This window comes from Photobacterium sp. GB-36 (assembly GCF_003026135.1).
Taxonomy (GTDB): Bacteria; Pseudomonadota; Gammaproteobacteria; order Enterobacterales; family Vibrionaceae; genus Photobacterium.
In genome coordinates, this window is the sequence record NZ_PYNY01000026.1 from 1 (window position 1) to 18,099 (window position 18,099).

The following is an 18,099-nucleotide window of genomic DNA, read 5'->3' on the forward strand; positions in this document are numbered from 1 at the left end:
TATATATTGTGATGTTTTCAGAAATTTTGAGGAAGCTAAAGTATATCTTGAGTTTATAAAAAACAATATATCTCAATCTAAATATTATTTGTATCTATCTAATATTTCAATATTAGAAAATGATTATAAAAATGCTTTAAAGTATATTGATATTTCATTTGGTCGAGGATTATCTAAGCAAGATTATTCGATTAATAAATCTTTCATTTATCTCTGCTTCGCTAAATATGAGGAAGTTATAGATTTAGTTAATAGTTCAAAAACTGCTGGTGTTTATTGTGATGTTCTTGAAATAAATAAACAGTTTTCATTAAAAAGATTAGGAAAAAAAATTGATGAAAGTAAACTTAATGAAATTATTTCAAAATCAGGAAAATTAAAGAGCAGTGATCAATCATTTGAATTAACATCAGATAAGTGGATTTGCGCTAATATAATCCTAGATAAAAATAAGCAATACAATACTCACATTATCAATAATATAAATCATTATCCAGCTCTATATTACCTTTATAGTAAGTGGCCAATTGTTGATATTCCTCCTCTAGCTAAAAAGAACTTAAAGGTTGTATCTTAAAAGTTTTGGGGATAATTTTTATCCTAAAACTTAGTGGCTATTTGCATAACTAACTCTTTACAAAATTTTTTACTTACTAATTCACACTAAGTTAGTAGAGATAATTGGTTATAGACTATGTTTTGAATAAGCTAATATCTGGCGGATAATAAATTGGTATCCGCCATTATTCATAATGAAATACCTTCTAAAGTGTGGAATAGAACGTTAGTGGCTTGCCTGTGAGGAAACTGATTTAATCATTATCTGAATACTTTTTTTGAAATCGTTTATTCTTTCGGAGTTTTTATCTCGTAAACAAAATAAAAAAGTGACGCTGTACCTACACAGCATCGCTTTTTTATTATCTTTTCTATTCAAGTAAAGCGGGTCTTAAACCTTAACGTGACTCCAACGGATATGAACGGTAACTCCACATGCCGTAAGTACGTAATGCATCACGGTAAATACCTAACAATTCACCATCGCTCGTTGTTACTAACTCTTTTAGTGGTTTATCTGGGTAACTTACCGTATCAAAGGTGATGTTTTGTGGGCCTGTCTGCCAACTTGCGATCTCAAACAGGGTTTGACCACGGCGAACATGGCTTGCCGAGCTAATAATTGTGGCATGTTTAATATGATGACGTGCTAACGCATAGCTACTGAATAGGGCATTATCAACAGTGCTGGTGGCGTAGTTCTCTTCAATTATACGATCTTTACTAATGCCTTTTTCAATAAGCCAATCTGCCATTAGCTTACCTTCAGTTTTATGGTTCATTGGCACACCACCTGTTAATACGATTAACGCATCAGGGTTCGCATTTGCCATCGCAAGGGTCGTTTCAAGACGTTCAACTAAGATGGGATGCATCGAACCATCAGGGTTTAGTGCATAACCTAAGGTGATGATTGCGCCTTTGTCGTCTAACTTGCCTTTAGCTGCTTTCTCTTTTAGTGGTGTTGCTACGATGCGATCAACAGTTGTGAAAATACGCTCAATATCAGCCGCTTTGCCCGGGTTTAATTTGGCTAATGTTGCCATGTGTTTGTCAGATTCAGCTTGGTTGCCTTTGAAACGCTGCCAAACAGCAAGGTAAGCATGTAAATCGACATCATCAGGTGCAACCGAAAGAGCTTGTTGGAAAAGTGAAATGGCTCGGTCTGCATTCTTGTTGTAGATCTGTGCATTAGCAGCAGAAATCAGTAAGTCGGTACGGTATGGCTCTAATTGGTAGGCTTCAAGTAATCGGTTGGTTACGATTTCCATATTGCTTGGCATTTTGGCGGTAAAGCCTGCATGGGAAACACGAGCCGGAGATTTAAACGCTGTTACTGCATCATTTAATAGTTGATCGACAACTTGACGCTTAGTAACAAATTGCGAGTAATCGCTAGAAGATTGAACCGTTGCGTCGTTAGCAGCAAAGGAATATGGCGCAGCAGTGAGTGCTAATGCGCCACTAAGGGCTAGGGCAAGTAGGTGACTTTTCATTAATATATCCAGAGTTTATTGCTGTTTATTGTCATAAAAGTGATTTTTTATTCTATTTTTACTGGGTATATAAACTGTGAAAAGTATCCCGTTTTGTAACCTTTCGTTTTAATGACATTCGTTATTGTGATTAATCTCATGTAATTGAGCTTTAGTGATTGATTATTACTATGCTTGCTTATTTTAACTGCTAACAATGAAATTCTGCATTACAGGGCTTTAGTCTTGTGGTTTGTTGGCTAAATATTATTCATACCTGATATATCACCTGTAATGTTTTTGGAATAAATCCATTTACTATCTAATATTCAGTTAGTTAAGATTGTAGTTAGTGATGGTGATGAACAAGGAAGTATGATGAAAAAACGGTTTTATTACCCAATGGTTGCGGCTTTCATTCTGCCAACCTTCTTTAACACTGCGTTTGCCGATTACAGTAAAGAGTTTGATCAGTGCATTGATACTTGGGGAGCCTCGACTCCATCCGTTGTTAAATGTATGAACGAGGAATTATCGAAAAGGGATAAATTGCTCAATACGGCTTATAAGCAATACATGGCTAGAATCCAAGATTTTCGTAAAGAAGATTTAAGGAAAACCCAACGATTATGGATTCAATACAGAGATGCTAAGTGTGGCATGTTTTATCATAGTGAAAGTGGCTCTGGTGGGTTAGAAGATTTAAGTGATTGTATGATTACAGAAACTATCCAGCGCACTAAAGAGCTAAATGAGGGGTGGTAGTGGAAGCATGAAAGGGGATATTAACCTCACTTGCTATCGCTAGAAGTCAGGCGCTTTTTTTTTGAGTGAGGTAGTTCTTATTTCTGCCTTGCTAATTAATATTTTTTAGATGAAGTTAGCATTATTTAACTTTGCACTATCGACCTTTTACAAATCTCTCACTAATATAATTTCGAAGATCCTATATTTTGATTGATAAATATTTCATTCCTTTTTGGCGGTTGATCTTTAATAGAAAGGGGCTGCAACGTCTTTCTATAATGTTATAAAAAAGCCCGATTTTTTAAATCGGGCTTTTTTATCTATTCTTTCTAATTCTTATTTGCTAATAACGTGGTGGTTAATAAGGGGCGATGCTTGGATCAATACACTGGAAAATCTGACCATTAGCATCATTTCTTAACAGCAATTCATGGCTTAATCGTGTGACTTCTCCCCGTGTAATCGCGCCGTGAACTTCTTTATGTTGTGATAACTCGCCTAGCTGGGTTGGCTCGCCATCTTTCAGTCCCCCAGGTCGAAGAATCGTGTAATTCAAACTGCTGCTTTGTAGCCAAGCTTCAGCGAGTGTTTTTTCACGTACTGCGCTGCCAAAACCCGCTTTGGCACGGTCTGAAAGGTATTGCCAACTATCACCACAACCCAGTGAAGTAATTAACAATAAGTGTTGTGAAGTGCTTTGTTCTAATGCATTTGTTAAGTAGCGGTGACCAATGTAATCGACGGGCGTATCAGAGCGAAAACTGCCCATTGTCGAGATATTAAAAGTGTTGTCGGGTAGTGCTGATACAGCCGCTTCAACTTGTTGTTTATCTGTTGCGTCACAACAAATGGACGTTATGTTGTGCTCGGCAAGCTTGGTATTTTTATTAGGGTTACGTGCAATGGCGATAACGTTCATACCTTGAGCATAAAAGTAATCTACCATTGCTGCGCCTAATCCAGTTGAAGCACCCCAAATTGCAATATTCATTACGTAAAAATCCATCTCAAATAACAGTAATGATAATAGTTTGCATTATTCTAATGGTGGAGTCATTAGTTTGGTTGATTATCTGTTTGTTATTAGTCGACTTAGAGAATTGCGTAAATGAAAAAACGTTGCCATCTCAGTGATGACAACACTTTGATTTATATACTGGCTTTTGTTTCAAGAAGTCGCTTAGTGCGCTTGTTTAACTCTCTTTGTTGTCAAACAGGGAGTTTGAGTTTTCGGCTTAGCCGCTCAATATTATTCTGTTAGCGGTAGCTCTACCTCACCAGTGGCACTGGTTCCCCAGTTAAAGGTTTTATCGTCTTTCCCTGTAATTTTCGCTGTGCCGTTTGCCAGCCAGCTATGTTGGCTATTGGTATCTTCATCATAATCAAATGGGGTGGTACCTAAAGATTCTGCCGTCCAATAGGTGACATCTACGGTTTTATCGTCACGGAAGAAGCCTCTGAACGATGCGCTATCTGATCCTGTTTCATTCACAATAAAGTGAATCGCGTTATCATCAACAAGGCGATAATTTAATGTGCCATCGCTAATGCTAGCAGCATGAAACTTGACGTTATCTTTGGTTTGAATTTTGAAGTCGGTTTCGCTAGAACGGGTAATATCAAGCACGCCACTGATCAACGAAATGCTAGAAAACTGAGTTTGGCTTACTGCGTCTTTATGATCGGCGATGTTACAGGTAAAGCCTGTCAGCGTCAGGTTAGGATTTTTGTTTGATTCAGCCGTCAAACATTGGCCACCAATATAAATAATCAATGTATTAATGTCAGTTGAGATCTGGGCATAATTTTGTTTTTGTTGGCTCGATAAGCTATCGATATTTAGCCCAACGGTTTCTACAATCGCATCTTCAGCATCATTAGAACCACACCCCAGCAATAAAGCCGATGCCAAAGCTAAAAGACTCCATTTTTTCATAGCATATTCCTATTGTTTATGTATGAAAGATCCCAACAAAAAAGTCAGTATCTAAGTAATCGTACTTTTGAGATTAGCTAAAGCTTTTTGATTTGATTGTCTTGAAAGTAATACTGTTATTCAATTAAAGATAATCGTTTCTTATGTATAAGCACTCGGTATTTAGCACTTTTCTGTCGCAAATTGTTCACACTGGTAGCGATCAATCATGCGGTTGATACTTTCAGGTGAAAGTAAAAGGTGTGGCTTACTCGGCAGTGATAACACTATATCAACCACAGGTAAGCTAGGCAGGTGCGGGGCGGTAAGCTCGATCAGATCATTCGGCATGCTGCATTTCGCCATCGCAGAAATTGCCAAGCCTTGTCTTACTAAGCCTTTGTTTGCTGTTGCACTGCTGCAACAACTGACGAGCTGATAATGGCGGTTACGTTTTATGAAGCCTTCAATGGCGGCATCGTGGAATTTACAGTCGCGTTGGAATAATACAATTGGTAAGGGTTGCTGGTTAACAATGTCGTGATGTGGAGAGCCAACCCATATGCCTTTGTCGGTTTGGAGAAAATAGCCTTCTTGTGAGGTAGGTGAACGGGTAACAATAGCAAGATCAAGTCGATTACTGTCAAGTAAACCTTTTAAATATACGCTTGGCGCACAAGTGATTTGCAGGCTAATGTGTGGGTGTTCTTCACGGAGTAAAGCCACAATATAGGGCAAGATAGACTCAGCATAATCATCAGGACAACCAAGGTGGATGGTTTGTTGCGGTAACTTGTTTTTAAGTTCTAGCAAGGCTTCATCGTGGGTTGCGATAATTTGGGTGGCATGTGTTGCTAAGCGTTGCCCATCTTCTGTTAATACCAGCATTCGACCATCTTTAGTAAATAGCTGAGTATTGAGTTCATCTTCAAGCTTTTTCATCTGCATGCTTATGGCAGATTGAGATCGAAAGCTTTGCTTGGCTACGCGGGTGAAACTGCCAGTTTCTACGAAAGCTAAAAAGCTTCTTAATGCATCAATATCCATATGATATCCCTCTATTTAGCAATAAAAACATAGCGTTAAATCACTTCCATAACAAGCGGTAAATACTTCAATATTATTGATAGTTGGTATTCGTATTTTACGATAGTCGAATCGTGCTTTGCTGATTACAGTTAACTTTATCAGTGAGGGCGATAAATTGCTTTCAGTTCAAACCCAGACAATACAAGGAGTGGTTATGGTTGTTTATGGCGATTTACAGTCGGGAAATTGTTTGAAAGTGAAGTTGATTTTGTCACTGCTAGGGATTGAGCATCAGTGGCAGCATATTAATATTTTGGAGAACGAAACCCATACGCCTGAATTTTTAGCGTTGAATCCTAATGGAAAAATACCTGTTGTGGTGTTGGATGATGGCCGAGTGCTGTATGAGTCGAATGCGATTTTGAGTTATTTCGCAGAAGGCTCTGAATATTTACCCCAAGACAGTTTTCTCAAAGCTAAAGTCTATCAATGGTTGTTCTTCGAGCAGTATTCGCATGAACCTTATATTGCGGTAGCACGTTACATTCAAGTTTATTTGGGAATGCCAGCGGACAGAGTTGAACAGTATGAAGCGTTACATGCAAAAGGGTATAAAGCCCTCGATGTGATGGAGCTGCAATTGTCGAAATCACACTGCTTGGTAGGTGACAGCGTCACGATAGCGGATTTGGCACTATATGCTTATACCCATGTTGCCAATGATGGCGGTTATGATTTACGCGACTACCCACACATTAAGCGTTGGTTAAAAGCGGTCGGGCAGTTACATGCCAGTGTCGATCTGAAAGAAGCGGTGTAATGTGTAATTAGAGGGATAAAGGTATGTCACTTGTTATGTCAGATACGTTATTGACCGGATAAAGAGGTGTATTTGAATTTCATCGACGCAAGTGGTTGCCTTTATTGGAAAAGATCAGCGGAAAACATCACGGCTATTTTCTTCCATCTGAGGGTCGAATAACACTGCCTTAGCTTTTGTAGTTCTAAGAGCCTTACTGCTTATGAACCGTATGGAAGGGATAAATTTGCAAAGCAATAGATCGCATTATCAAATATGAGCGTAGTTTATTATCCGACTTTTTGAAAAAGGAGAATGACGAATCATGAAGCTGGCACAATTCAATATCGCAAAGGCAAAATACCCATTAGATGCACCTGAGATTAAAGACTTTGTTGATAACTTAGATAAGGTGAATGCGATAGCTGAAAGCTGTGATGGCTTTGTATGGCGCTTAAAAGATGAATCTGGTGATGCGACGAATATTCAGCTATTTGATGATCCTTCTATCATCGTCAATATGTCGATTTGGGACTCGGTGGATGATCTTAAAAACTTTATGTTCCGCACGCATCATAAAGATTTTATGCGCCGTAAAAGTGAATGGTTCCATGGTTTAACGGAAGCTAATTATGTTTTATGGTGGGTTGAAGATGATGAGATCCCCACGCCACAACACGCTGTGTCGCGACTTGAGCATTTGCGTGAACATGGCGAAACGCCTTATGCCTTTTCATTTAAATCCCGTTTTACGCCAGACGATTTGTTGTTGCTGGATGAGCTGATTATAAGTAATAGATGAGTGGCGGGTATTAAAAATTCAATCTCAGTTTGTTTGTCAGTTGGCGGCTATGATTGGTATTAATGGTAGAACAATCTAAGCCAAAAAAGGTGTATGTCATGTTTACTGTTAAAGAAGCCACCCTTGATGATTTAACTCACGTTACGCCTTTGTATGAGGCATATCTGACGTTTTATGAAGTAGATTATAGCGAGAAAAACCCACTTCAATACCTGCAACAACGCTTAGGAAATAAAGAGTCGGTTATCTACTTTGTGGTTGATGAACAAGGGCAATATGTTGGTTTTACTCAATTATATCCGCTGTTTTGCTCGCTTGAAATGAATCGCACTTGGTTACTTTATGATCTGTTTGTAACCGAACCTGCTCGCCAACATGGTGTTGCGCAGTTGCTGCTTGATCGCGCTGATCAGTTAGCGAAAGAAACTCAGGCCTCTTTCATTATGTTAAGTACTGCTATCGATAATTTAAAAGCGCAGAACTTATATGAAAAAAATCACTACGAAAAAGACACTGAGTTTTTTACTTATCTAAAGCATTGTTAACGTTAGCGTTGATTTCTGGTTTTTCATTAGTTTGATGGTTAAAGATCTTACTAGCAATAAAGGCTGTAAATGGAATGGTAAGCACAATACCGATACTGCCTGCCAAACCGTGAATAATGCTTAACGCGATCACTGGGGTATTCATAAACTGTTCAACAGGCATTGAAAGACCCCAGACCATCATGATGGTGGTGAGCGAGCTACCTGCAAACGCTAAAATTAACGTGTTTGTCATGGTTCCCATGATGTCTTTGCCTATGTTCATGCTGGCAAGCATCAATTGCTTGGGAGTGAGTTTAGGATTGGCTTGTTGTAGCTCTTGATACGATGAAGCAATTGAAATGGCAACGTCCATCACGGCGCCTAGCGCGGCAATCATAATGGTAACAAACATCAGCCAACGCACTTGAATAGGATTTTCTGTGGCAAGGTAAATGACATCCTCACCTTTATCTAAGTAAATACCTGATAGGTGTGCCCATTCGCCAAAGGTTTGAGCAAAAATACCCGCCATGATAACCCCAACTAAGGTGCCTAATATCGCACACAGACTTTTCTTGTTATAACCAGCAACTAGGATGAAATTAACGACAATTTTTATTGCCATTAATTCGATAGTGACCAAGGCTGGGTTTATTCCGTCAAATATGGCTGGAATTAATACGCCAATGATCAGTGCGGCAGTGAAATACAGTGAAATCACAGCGTTTAAGCCTGCGCGTCCACCAAACAATAAAATAAGCCCAATAAAGACCAGTGCCATGGTGTAGATGGGAGTAGTACGCTGGTGGTTAAACGCCCAAAAATGGCTGCCGTGAATGGTTTCGCGGATCATCAATATGAATTCTGATCCTTTATCCAATAACACGTTATGTTGACGACTTAATGGGTTATTGATTTCAACGGTTTCATTGGCATGCTCACCTTCAAGTACTTTGATTTTTAGGTGTTGTGTACCGCGATATATCCCAGGCGCTAAATCATCTTCAAAGACATTTTCATCGATGATGTTTTCCACTTTTGCGGAGACGAAATGCTGAGATTGTGTTTTATTTGGATGGAAAGATTGGCTCAACAAAGGGGAGTAAAGAAAAATAGCTGTTGAGAGCGCAAAAATCATGATCGGGAAAACGTATTTTTGAAACATGTGGCCTACAGAGATAGTCATAGATAAAAAGCGGTAGAGGGTATCTACCGCTTAGGGTGTTGAAAGCTATAAACGATTAAATTTTGTTATTTGGATCAACCGTCCAGCTACAGCCAAGGTTGAGTGCTTCTTTCGTTGCACTGCCGTCTGCTTTATAGGCTTTGTTTTCGAAATAACTGGTTGGATCGTTCATGTTTAACGCATGACTAATACTTGGGTATTTCACGTTATCTGGGTTGATATGAATACACAGTTGTTGATGAGTAAACTGTTTCCAGATATCGCTATTAGCACGGTTCTTTGTGATTTCACCGTTCGGTGCTAACTGCTTAATTTGCCAGTTATTCGTGGTGTTTAGGTGCTCATCGTTGATGCTAATACCGTTATGCTCTGTTACGTAAGCGGTGATCATATCTCGGATTGCTGGAACCGTTGCATCACTTGAATCGTAGAACACATCATCTTTCGTGAACCAACCGTTAGTGACCCCTTGGGTACCAAAGCGGTATGAGTTTAATGCTAGTTTGTATGTTGCATTTGGATCAAACGCTTTGCCGTCAACTAGGGTGATATCAACACGATCACCTGCAGGCTTTGTAAGGTCAACGGTGTATTCAATGGCACCATCGAATAAGTCGTAGTTATACGCTTGAACCTCTGGATTAAATGAAACGGTTAAATCACCTTCTTTGTAAGTATTGAAGTAGTTATATGACCACTCCATGTACTCTTTAAGGTGTGCACCTGTGATGTTTACGCCAATGAGTGCGTTATCGTATTTGTACAGGTTTGCGGAGTCTTTACGTTGGTAGTCTTGACTATCACGTAGGTTAGAAGTGTCGCTAAATAACGCAGCAGCAGAAATTGTCGCCCCTGATTTTTCACGCTCAATGAACTGAATTAAGTCAATCAGTGCGCTGTCTTGTACTTTTGCTTTGTGAATGGTGCTGTATAGTCGCGTACCTAAGTCATCAACAAAGTAGTCATCGTTTGTTGCTTCATCAGCACCGCCACCGTTAACAAAGTCACCGTCTACTTTGCCCAAAGTTTCACGAGCATCTTCTACAGAACGATCATGAATATCTTGGTATTCATCAACCATGTTCTGATTTTCTGCGATCTCTTTGGTATCAAGGTTAGAAAGGGTGGTATCAACGATTTTCCATTTACCTGACGCATCTTTTTCAACGTCAATTTTCGCCATGGCTAAATCTGAACCCCATTTACCCGGTTCAATGATTTTTACTGAACCTTGGCGATTTCTGTCGTCGTATTTACCTGATTTTGCTTTGTCTTCAACTAGGCCACTTTTCACACTGATGTCGTTACCGGTAGGCTCGCCTTTTTTCACGGTTTCAATGTAAGTTGCGTGTTCGTGTCCAGCCATGATCACATCAAACTTGTCAGCCAGCTCTGCGGCAATGTTGTATACGCCCACACCTTGATCGGTTCGACCTAAGTGCAGCGCACCGACAATAATATCCGGCTGGTGGCGAGCAATAACATCGTCAACGACAGCACGTGTTGCATTTAGCTCGTCTTCAAACTTTAAGCCTTTGAAATGCTCGGGTGCTGATGCTTCCCAGTTAGGGACATAAGAAGGGGTTAAACCAATAACCGCTACTTTACAGCCGTTAACGTTATAAATCTGGAAGCCACGCAGATAGTTTGCGTTATTTGATTCCCATTTGATGTTGCTAGAAATTACCGCGCCATCAAAGTTTTCTAAGTTACGGTCAAGGAATGAGCGATCAAAGTTAAATTCGTGGTTACCGGGCACCCATAAGTCGTAATTAAGATATTGTAAGGCATCGATCATTGGATGCGTTTCCATATCATTAAATAGCTGTGCTGAATTGCCTTGTACCGTATCACCGATATCTAACAGAATAAGGTTAGGATCTAAAAGGCGTTGTTGCTCTAAGATAGTAGCAATACGGGTTAAACCTGCGTGTTTGTCTTCAGCATCAATGGCATAGTCATAGCCGCGAAGGCGACCGTGTAAGTCAGACGTTGCAGCCAATGTGATGGTTTGTTTGTTTACTTGTTGATCACCTTTACTAACCACTTCTGGAGTGTGGGTCAGTGTTTGTCCATCAATAACTTTATTGTTGTCATCATGGTGGTGGTGGTCATCATTACAGCCAACAAGGGCAATAGAAACAGCTAGGCTTAATGATAGAATTTTAAATTTGCGCACTATTCGAGTTCCTTAACGAATAAAAGATAGTTTCTTGGTAGGGGAGAAACGGCGCGATAATAGGAAGCGAATGTAAGCGTTGTGTCAGCGTTATATGATGCTTCTGTCATTGATTTAAATAATGGGACTTTGCTTGTAAATTCTTATTCTGAATGATTTAGGCTATTAAGATAAAAATATGAAGAAAGGTGAAATAAGTATGGCTGGTCAATATTGTGTTGTTTTAACAACGTTTTCAGATCCCAAGGTAGGGAAAATTATTATCAATGAGCTGATTAGCCAGCGCTTAGCGGCGTGTGTACAGGTGATGCCTATTCAGTCTTATTATCATTGGCAAGGTGAAGTGAATTGCGATCAAGAGCAGCAAGTGCTCATTAAAACCAAAACATCATTGTTTGAAGAGGTTAAAGCCACGATTGTTGCGCTTCATGATTATGAAACCCCTGAAATCATTCAACTACCGATAACAAATGGTTTTGGTGATTATCTTTCATGGATAGACAAAGAATGTCGCTAATTTAACCCAGTAAGTTAAAAACAGTGACTTTTCTTTGATTTATCTATTGGGTTTAGGTAAAACTAAAGCATATATTGTGTTGCTAATTTGATAAATAACATAAATTTTCACCTTAAAAGAGAACGGTAAGGTAAGGCAACACACAAGGATGAGATAAACCGTGGCAAAAGACATTGCTACGGCTTTATAAAAATTAAGCAGGTGTTATCTATTGGGTAATACACTGTGACAACATGGAAGTGAGCATTTATGTCGGATCAATATCAACCCACCCCTGAATCTGAACTGCGTGTCCGTTATAACGACATCACACGCGGTGTTTATTTTATTGGTACAACCCCACCAAAAACCAGTACACCGATTGAAGATGTTGAAGGCATTGCTGATCGTTTAGTTGATCGTATTCGTGATCTCGCGATTGATGGTTTGATTGTTTACGATATTCAAGATGAAGCATCACGTACTAATAAGCCGCGTCCGTTCCCTTTTAAATCGACCCATGATCCTCGTCATTACTCATCACTTTTGAATAAGAAAACCGACCGTCCTGTGATCACTTACAAGAGTGTGGTGCAGTCAGAAACGGAAGCATTTGATGAGTGGCTAAATGAAGCGTGGGATGAGTACCGTGTACGTGACATGGTATTAGTGGGTAGTCCATCGGCGAAAAATGATGTTTCACTGCCATTATCTACGGCATATCAAACGCTGGCTGAAAACCGTAATGACTTTTTTACCGGCGGTATTATGATTGCTGAGCGTCATGCTAAGAAAGGTAATGAGCATGAACGTTTAATTGAAAAGTATAAGCAAGGTTGTAACTTCTTTATTTCTCAAGCGATTTACGATACTCAGGCGACGATTGATATTCTGACTCGTTACGCGATTGAGTGTAAAGAGCAAGGCTTAAAACCGCAGCGTATTATTTTAACCTTCTCACCTTGTGGTAGTGCAAAAACGTTAGAGTTTATTGAGTGGCTAGGTGTAAGCGTTCCTGAAGCAACAAGTTTGCGTATTTTGAATGCGGAAAACCCACTGCATGAGTCGATTAAGATGTGTTGTAACAGCTTAAATCAGATCTTGGATGCGGTAGTGGAGTATGACTTACCACTAGGCTTAAATATTGAAAGCTTAACTAATCGTAAAGAAGAAATTGACGGTTCTATCTTACTTTACAAGTTGCTACGTTCTTCAATGGACAGTCATTTAGCAAAGCATGAATTCCGTTTGTTAAAGCGTAAAGCTCGCGCGAATAAACTCGCATCTGCTTAACGTGTTCTAGTAACAAAGATTGCTAATAAAAATGGCTACCGACTTGAAAGAGCGGTAGCCATTTTTGTATCTGTTTCTTTTTCAATTCTCTTTGGAGAGAGTAGCGTTAAGGTTTAGGTATTTGGCAATTTTTTTCTGAGGCGGGTTCGCAGCCTCCGGTACATAAAATATCACCAAGGTCGTTTTTTATCGCAAAGCCACCATCTTGTTTGGAACACTGGTAGTTATCTTGTCGGTCTTTGATGCATTGCCCTTTACCACATAGTGGGTTGCCGAGTTTATCTGCGTAGATATGACCAAAAGGCGGCGGGCATACATAGTCACCTAAGGTTGTTTTTAGACAGTAACTAGCACTCCATGACGGGAGAGAAAACAAGAGTAATGTTGCTAATAATATCGATCTCACCATGTATTCCTTTTCGCTAGTTTGAAAGCGGTAACGTTATTAAGCTATATGACGTATTAATAGTGGCTAGGCTTATATTTGCTAATAGTGATGTAATTATAGTGTGATTGTGTGAGAGAAGCTGAGACAGATAAAAATCAGGAATAATTCTGATCCTGCGTCTTTGATTAATTCGACACAACGGTAAAAGGAGAAACTGATACGTTAAACAACGAGTAAACGAAAACAGAGATGATCTCTGCTTCCGTTACTGTGCCATTAAAAAGTGTCTTTACTCATTAATAAGAGCAATATCACGAATATATTCAGCTTGCACTTCTTTAGTGAAAGCATTGGGTCTTAATGCTTGAACTTGGCTAATGATGTCTTCTAATTGCCAGTTTTTTTCTAATAATAAGTGGGCAGCAAGTAAACCAGTCCGGCCTGAGCCACCCATACAATGTAGCGCGACTTTTTCCCCGTTATCTAATGCTTGGTGTAATGCAGGGGAGATTGCATCCCAATGCGGTTGAAAGCTTTCATCTGGGGCACAATCATCTTTTATTGGGGTATTGAACCATTGAAGCCCGACTTGCTGAACAACCAGTGGTAACAGACCCACTTTCTTTGCTTCCATTTCTTTGATGCTTAATGCTGTGACAACAATTGTGACACCTTGTGCTTTCAGTTGATCAATGCTGTCAACTAATGGCGTGCCTTTTGTTCCTGGACAAGGGGTTAGTACCAATCCTGCTGATTTATTGCTTATTGGTAATTCCCATGTTGGATGTGTCATGCGGTATATCCTTATCGTCTTTTCCATTTCTAAATAGTTATACACGGTAATTATGACACATATGATAATTCATATGTATTGATTTAAAAAATCTCATTAATGTTTGACCTCAGGTTTACTTGAGGTTTTATCCTATGTTGAGATTTATGAACTGAATAAGGACGTTTTAATGAAAGCGATAGGTATTGTTTATTTCTCGAATACAGGCATCACAGAAGCTTTAGTCGAGGCTTGTTGTGACGAGTTAGTATCAGATCCTGTAGAGATTATTATGCATAAGATAACGGGAACAGAAATTATAGAAGGGCGATTTGTTAATCATGAAATAATGGAAAAACTTCAGCACTGCCAAGCGATTATTTTTGCCTCTCCAACTTATATGGGATCTGTCGCGGCACAATTTAAAGCTTTTGCTGATGCGACAAGTGATCAATGGTGCGATCAGAGATTATCAGGAAAAATAGCAGCAGGAATAACTTCTGGTGGCTCACCGAATGGCGATCAAACTGAAACGCTACGGTATTTCCAAATATTAGCATCGCAACATGGCATGATTTGGATGGGAATAGATAGCCCTTCAAATTTCAACGCATTGGGAGTAAACCGCTTAGGATGTCAGGCTGGTGTTGTTGCTACCTCTGAGGACGGTAAACCTGATGCTAAAGATATAAATACGGCAAAATACTTAGCACGTCGTATCTATAATTTTATTCAGTAACTTGACGTTGGATCAGCGCTTATCAAAAAAGTCTTTATTACGAATATACTTTTGCATGAAGTGATAACTAAAAGGGCGCATGATCCAACTTATTATTGATCGTGATAATCGTATGATGGTGGGAATGTTTTGATATATTTTACCGTTGTGCAACCAGAGCATTTGCCCAACGTGCCAATGCATAAAAGGAATCGCGGGCAGAAAGGTGACAATATCTAGATCACAACAGATACGGTAGGTTTGTTGATGCAATGGGTAGTGTTTTTTAAAACTCCAAAATCCTGTTGCTGGCTGCCCAAAAGTGACTACACGCTTTATTGCATTTGGATAATATTGGTGTAAGTAGTCAGCACTGAGTACCGCCATTGCACCACCAGACGAGTGACCAGTTAAGCTAATGTGCTTACCGGATTCAATTAAGGGTTTTATTACGGCTTGGATCTGTTTAATGATTTCGTTGTAGTTCGATTGATTGCGGTGTGAGGTTAAATATGATGCTTGAAAGATATCGAGCTTTTGGCTATCGCTTAAATCTGGATGGCATTGATGAAAAGCATAGTTACGTTTTATGCTTTTTTGATGTATTAGATAATGATAACCCCAATGAACGTAATATGGCTTAGGTTGTGATTCGATTTTTTTCGGGAAACATGCAAGGTTGAGTAGCCAATCCCATATGTTTTGCGACCCTTTAAAGACTAAGACGACTTCTTTACTCTCGCCCCATAAAATACGAATAATAGTGCGTCCCCAGCGATCGACAATTTCTTCTCTGCCCTCAGGTAAAAAACCATATTGGGTATGATCAAAATCATCAGGGTAAGCCAGCTGACATAAAATCGCATATTGTTCATATTGATAGCGTTTTAGTTTATTCATCGTATTCTTTTTTTAGTTAACTTATCACCAGCATAAACACGGTATTTATCAATCTAATGACAATAAAAGAATACAGGGAAAGTCCAACCTAACACGTTCTGTATTAGGTCGGACTTAAATTAATGAGCACTCAGGGTAAATAAACTCTTTTGGGGGAAAGAGCCTAAGTTAATGTTCATTAAGCTACAAATGGCTTTGTAGACTCATCAATATTTCAATAGGTATCACACTGTAAGCAGAGCAAAACCTGTTTTCATATCGACTGTTGTATTTTTACGCTAAAATGAGGAAGTTAAAAGAGAACAATATAGGAAAAAAGGTTTCCTCTTTATGAGCGGTCAACGATTAAAATTGCAATTCCAGCGTCTGTACAACCATTTCTCAGGTAGGAATACTGAGACTAATCTTCATGATATTTCAGAAGTTTTATTTTGTACGCGTCGTAATGTTCGCATGGTCATCAATAAGATGGTCGATAAAGGCTGGATCGATTGGCAACCTGCCGTTGGGCGCGGAAAGCAATCACGCTTAATATTTAATAGCACTGACAGTGAGTTACAATTTATGCAAGCGCGTAAGTTAGTGACGGATGGCAAACTAGAAACAGCCTTGTCTGTGCTAGATAATAATGCTGAAAAACTGGTGCAATTGATCCATGAACAACTGGGTATTTCGCATGTTCATGGCAGGCAAATTGTGCGACTACCTTATTACCGAAGCTTTGGTAATCTTAATCCTTTCAAGCCACTTCGCCGCTCTGAACAACACCTTGTTAGACAAATTTTCAGTGGCTTAACCCAATTTAATGAGGAAAAAGGGGAAGTTGAACCTGACATTGCTCATGCGTGGGAAATGATTTCGGTAAGGCATTGGCGTTTTCATATTCGTCCTGCAATCCGTTTTCATGATGGGCGGTTACTTGAAAGTGATGATATTATTCAAACGTTTAAGGAAGTGAAACAGCAAGCGTTGTTTAAGCATATTGATGATGTTATTTCTCCCTTTGCTAATACGATAGATGTGTATTTAAAACGGGATGATCTTCACCTTCCTGCTTTGCTCGCGAATATCAGTGCTGTTATTCAGCCTGCAAGTTATCATCGTCGCTCTGATGCAACCACATTTCCGGTTGGTACGGGGCCTTATAAAGTCACGATTAATGATAAGCAGCGTTTAAAACTTGAAGCATTTGATATGTATTTTGGTTTTCGTGCCTTAACAGACGTAGTGGAAATTTGGATTTTAACGGGTTTTTCTGCTTGTTATTTAAAGCCATCACTAGAGTTAGCGCAGACACAAAGTGCAACCGTATCTAATAAGCTAAGCTTAGATCAAGGCTGTAATTATTTATTATTAAATAAAAATAAAGGCTTAGCACAACAAAAGGTTTGGTTAGATTATTTTCAATCTCGTCTAAACAGCTTGAGTATTATGCGTCATTTAGATCTTAACAAAGTCTCTAACTTTAAGGTGATTAATGCTTATGGCTTATTACCAGGATGGGTTTGTACAACAGATTACTCACACGATATTATTGTGCCAACGACGAAACGCTCTGTGACACTGGCCTATCAACAAGAGCATCCTATTTATCCTTATATTGCTGAATTGATAGCTGAAATATTAGCGAAAGACGGTATTACGCTTAAAGTGATTGAAATTGCCTTTGAAGATATCATGCAAGGCAAACAAGCCGACAAAATAGATCTCTGGTTAAATGGCATGAGTCTTGGGAGTGATCGAGCCGATGCGATATTGCCATGGTTATATAACTTTGAGCAAATTGAACGCGCTATGCCACCTCAAGCATTCACGCAGCTTGATACTCTTATTGATAATTGGCGGATGAATATTACCCCTGAATTTCCATTAGAAGAGATCCAGAATTTATTGGTCAATTGTGGTCAAGTATTACCCTTATTCCATACGTGGTTAGGTGTTGATGGTAACGGTGAATTAGAAGGGATGTCGTCTAATCAATTAGGTTGGTTTGATTTTAAATCGGTGTGGGTAAAACCAAGACACTAAGTCATGTCATTAAGTTTTGAAGTGAAAATCAGAAGTAGGCGTTAAATAACGCCTACTGTATTTAGATTAATTATCGTTGTGATTTTCTTCAAATTCGAGAATATCACCAGGTTGGCATTCAAGTAATTCACATAACTTATCTAAGGTTGAAAAGCGTACTGCCTTCGCTTTACCGTTTTTAAGAATAGATAAGTTTGCCTCTGTCATCTCCATAGCTTGAGCCAATGCTTTTAATCGCATTTTGCGTTTAGCCATCATGACATCTAAGTTAATACGTATTGTCATCG

19 protein-coding genes are annotated in these 18,099 nt (G+C 39.2%); 9 read left to right on the top strand and 10 right to left on the bottom strand.

Translation table 11 applies throughout. From position 1 onward, the window contains the following. Window positions 1-577, top strand: a 577-nt coding sequence (locus C9J46_RS21560; protein ID WP_158259619.1) for a hypothetical protein, incomplete at its 5' end; no start/stop codon positions are given. Window positions 578-956: 379 nt separating this feature from the next. Here C9J46_RS21560 and C9J46_RS17870 read toward each other — a convergent pair. Then, the gene (locus C9J46_RS17870; RefSeq protein WP_107291308.1) at window positions 957-2,054 is read right to left on the bottom strand and encodes a YdcF family protein; all 1,098 of its coding nucleotides are present in this window, start codon (window positions 2,052-2,054) and stop codon (window positions 957-959) included. A 357-nt stretch (window positions 2,055-2,411) separates the two neighbouring features. Here C9J46_RS17870 and C9J46_RS17875 point away from each other — a divergent pair, with 357 nt between their 5' ends. Then, on the top strand, window positions 2,412-2,798 hold the full coding sequence (locus tag C9J46_RS17875; RefSeq protein ID WP_107291309.1) for a lysozyme inhibitor LprI family protein: 387 nt from the start codon (window positions 2,412-2,414) through the stop codon (window positions 2,796-2,798). Window positions 2,799-3,138: 340 nt separating this feature from the next. Here the strand turns inward: C9J46_RS17875 and C9J46_RS17880 are convergent, their stop codons facing one another. The 3 genes from C9J46_RS17880 to C9J46_RS17890 all read right to left on the bottom strand — a co-directional run bounded on the left by C9J46_RS17880 (window position 3,139) and on the right by C9J46_RS17890 (window position 5,742). Beyond that, window positions 3,139-3,771 (bottom strand): SDR family NAD(P)-dependent oxidoreductase, encoded by a 633-nt coding sequence (locus C9J46_RS17880; RefSeq protein ID WP_107291310.1) that lies wholly within the window; start codon window positions 3,769-3,771, stop codon window positions 3,139-3,141. Window positions 3,772-4,029: 258 nt separating this feature from the next. Next, on the bottom strand, window positions 4,030-4,716 hold the full coding sequence (locus C9J46_RS17885) for a hypothetical protein (protein WP_107291311.1): 687 nt from the start codon (window positions 4,714-4,716) through the stop codon (window positions 4,030-4,032). A gap of 162 nt (window positions 4,717-4,878) precedes the next feature. After that, the gene (locus C9J46_RS17890) at window positions 4,879-5,742 is read right to left on the bottom strand and encodes a LysR family transcriptional regulator (RefSeq protein WP_107291312.1); all 864 of its coding nucleotides are present in this window, start codon (window positions 5,740-5,742) and stop codon (window positions 4,879-4,881) included. Window positions 5,743-5,938: 196 nt separating this feature from the next. On the opposite strand from C9J46_RS17890, the gene C9J46_RS17895 reads away from it, so the two are divergent. From C9J46_RS17895 to C9J46_RS17905, 3 genes are all read left to right on the top strand, one after another. After that, complete coding sequence (locus C9J46_RS17895) at window positions 5,939-6,544, top strand: glutathione S-transferase family protein (protein ID WP_107291313.1); 606 nt, start codon at window positions 5,939-5,941, stop codon at window positions 6,542-6,544. 304 nt (window positions 6,545-6,848) lie between these two features. After that, a complete protein-coding gene (locus tag C9J46_RS17900) occupies window positions 6,849-7,325 on the top strand; it encodes a DUF3291 domain-containing protein (RefSeq protein WP_107291314.1) in 477 nt (158 codons plus the stop codon). A gap of 98 nt (window positions 7,326-7,423) precedes the next feature. Further along, window positions 7,424-7,870, top strand: coding sequence for a GNAT family N-acetyltransferase (locus C9J46_RS17905; RefSeq protein ID WP_107291315.1), 447 nt, complete (start codon window positions 7,424-7,426; stop codon window positions 7,868-7,870). Here C9J46_RS17905 and C9J46_RS17910 read toward each other — a convergent pair. Both C9J46_RS17910 and C9J46_RS17915 read right to left on the bottom strand, forming a co-directional pair. Further along, the gene (locus C9J46_RS17910) at window positions 7,848-9,017 is read right to left on the bottom strand and encodes a YibE/F family protein (RefSeq protein ID WP_107291329.1); all 1,170 of its coding nucleotides are present in this window, start codon (window positions 9,015-9,017) and stop codon (window positions 7,848-7,850) included. The two genes, C9J46_RS17905 and C9J46_RS17910, sit on opposite strands and share 23 nt — an antisense overlap. Before the next feature lie 76 nt (window positions 9,018-9,093). Next, window positions 9,094-11,217: a bifunctional UDP-sugar hydrolase/5'-nucleotidase gene (locus C9J46_RS17915; protein ID WP_107291316.1), complete on the bottom strand. Its 2,124-nt coding sequence runs from the start codon at window positions 11,215-11,217 to the stop codon at window positions 9,094-9,096. A gap of 199 nt (window positions 11,218-11,416) precedes the next feature. Between C9J46_RS17915 and cutA the strand changes: the two genes are divergently transcribed. Together cutA and C9J46_RS17925 are read left to right on the top strand one after the other, a co-directional pair. Continuing rightward, window positions 11,417-11,734 (top strand): divalent-cation tolerance protein CutA, encoded by a 318-nt coding sequence (cutA, locus tag C9J46_RS17920; protein ID WP_107291317.1) that lies wholly within the window; start codon window positions 11,417-11,419, stop codon window positions 11,732-11,734. Window positions 11,735-11,983: 249 nt separating this feature from the next. After that, window positions 11,984-13,006: a methylenetetrahydrofolate reductase gene (locus tag C9J46_RS17925; RefSeq protein WP_107206910.1), complete on the top strand. Its 1,023-nt coding sequence runs from the start codon at window positions 11,984-11,986 to the stop codon at window positions 13,004-13,006. A gap of 106 nt (window positions 13,007-13,112) precedes the next feature. Here C9J46_RS17925 and C9J46_RS17930 read toward each other — a convergent pair whose 3' ends face one another. Beyond that, the gene (locus C9J46_RS17930) at window positions 13,113-13,415 is read right to left on the bottom strand and encodes a hypothetical protein (RefSeq protein ID WP_233217807.1); all 303 of its coding nucleotides are present in this window, start codon (window positions 13,413-13,415) and stop codon (window positions 13,113-13,115) included. Window positions 13,416-13,683: 268 nt separating this feature from the next. Continuing rightward, the gene (locus C9J46_RS17935; RefSeq protein ID WP_107291318.1) at window positions 13,684-14,187 is read right to left on the bottom strand and encodes a cyclin-dependent kinase inhibitor 3 family protein; all 504 of its coding nucleotides are present in this window, start codon (window positions 14,185-14,187) and stop codon (window positions 13,684-13,686) included. A 169-nt stretch (window positions 14,188-14,356) separates the two neighbouring features. On the opposite strand from C9J46_RS17935, the gene C9J46_RS17940 reads away from it, so the two are divergent. Beyond that, window positions 14,357-14,905: a flavodoxin family protein gene (locus C9J46_RS17940; protein ID WP_107206912.1), complete on the top strand. Its 549-nt coding sequence runs from the start codon at window positions 14,357-14,359 to the stop codon at window positions 14,903-14,905. 12 nt (window positions 14,906-14,917) lie between these two features. Here C9J46_RS17940 and C9J46_RS17945 read toward each other — a convergent pair whose 3' ends face one another. Next, a complete protein-coding gene (locus C9J46_RS17945) occupies window positions 14,918-15,784 on the bottom strand; it encodes a DUF2974 domain-containing protein (RefSeq protein WP_107206913.1) in 867 nt (288 codons plus the stop codon). Between the two features lie 330 nt (window positions 15,785-16,114). Here C9J46_RS17945 and sgrR point away from each other — a divergent pair, with 330 nt between their 5' ends. Next, window positions 16,115-17,812: an HTH-type transcriptional regulator SgrR gene (gene sgrR, locus C9J46_RS17950; RefSeq protein ID WP_107261371.1), complete on the top strand. Its 1,698-nt coding sequence runs from the start codon at window positions 16,115-16,117 to the stop codon at window positions 17,810-17,812. A 66-nt stretch (window positions 17,813-17,878) separates the two neighbouring features. On the opposite strand, the gene C9J46_RS17955 is transcribed toward sgrR, so the two are convergent. Next, on the bottom strand, window positions 17,879-18,097 hold the full coding sequence (locus C9J46_RS17955) for a helix-turn-helix transcriptional regulator (protein WP_005364730.1): 219 nt from the start codon (window positions 18,095-18,097) through the stop codon (window positions 17,879-17,881). Window positions 18,098-18,099: the final 2 nt, after the last annotated feature.

Coding starts and splice junctions, on each gene's coding strand:
- C9J46_RS17870 (WP_107291308.1), bottom strand. CDS start 2,054: ATGAAAAGTCACCTACTTGCCCTAGCCCTTAGTGGCGCATTAGCACTC.
- C9J46_RS17875 (WP_107291309.1), top strand. CDS start 2,412: ATGAAAAAACGGTTTTATTACCCAATGGTTGCGGCTTTCATTCTGCCA.
- C9J46_RS17880 (WP_107291310.1), bottom strand. CDS start 3,771: ATGAATATTGCAATTTGGGGTGCTTCAACTGGATTAGGCGCAGCAATG.
- C9J46_RS17885 (WP_107291311.1), bottom strand. CDS start 4,716: ATGAAAAAATGGAGTCTTTTAGCTTTGGCATCGGCTTTATTGCTGGGG.
- C9J46_RS17890 (WP_107291312.1), bottom strand. CDS start 5,742: ATGGATATTGATGCATTAAGAAGCTTTTTAGCTTTCGTAGAAACTGGC.
- C9J46_RS17895 (WP_107291313.1), top strand. CDS start 5,939: ATGGTTGTTTATGGCGATTTACAGTCGGGAAATTGTTTGAAAGTGAAG.
- C9J46_RS17900 (WP_107291314.1), top strand. CDS start 6,849: ATGAAGCTGGCACAATTCAATATCGCAAAGGCAAAATACCCATTAGAT.
- C9J46_RS17905 (WP_107291315.1), top strand. CDS start 7,424: ATGTTTACTGTTAAAGAAGCCACCCTTGATGATTTAACTCACGTTACG.
- C9J46_RS17910 (WP_107291329.1), bottom strand. CDS start 9,017: ATGTTTCAAAAATACGTTTTCCCGATCATGATTTTTGCGCTCTCAACA.
- cutA (WP_107291317.1), top strand. CDS start 11,417: ATGGCTGGTCAATATTGTGTTGTTTTAACAACGTTTTCAGATCCCAAG.
- C9J46_RS17925 (WP_107206910.1), top strand. CDS start 11,984: ATGTCGGATCAATATCAACCCACCCCTGAATCTGAACTGCGTGTCCGT.
- C9J46_RS17930 (WP_233217807.1), bottom strand. CDS start 13,415: ATGGTGAGATCGATATTATTAGCAACATTACTCTTGTTTTCTCTCCCG.
- C9J46_RS17935 (WP_107291318.1), bottom strand. CDS start 14,187: ATGACACATCCAACATGGGAATTACCAATAAGCAATAAATCAGCAGGA.
- C9J46_RS17940 (WP_107206912.1), top strand. CDS start 14,357: ATGAAAGCGATAGGTATTGTTTATTTCTCGAATACAGGCATCACAGAA.
- C9J46_RS17945 (WP_107206913.1), bottom strand. CDS start 15,784: ATGAATAAACTAAAACGCTATCAATATGAACAATATGCGATTTTATGT.
- sgrR (WP_107261371.1), top strand. CDS start 16,115: ATGAGCGGTCAACGATTAAAATTGCAATTCCAGCGTCTGTACAACCAT.
- C9J46_RS17955 (WP_005364730.1), bottom strand. CDS start 18,097: ATGACAATACGTATTAACTTAGATGTCATGATGGCTAAACGCAAAATG.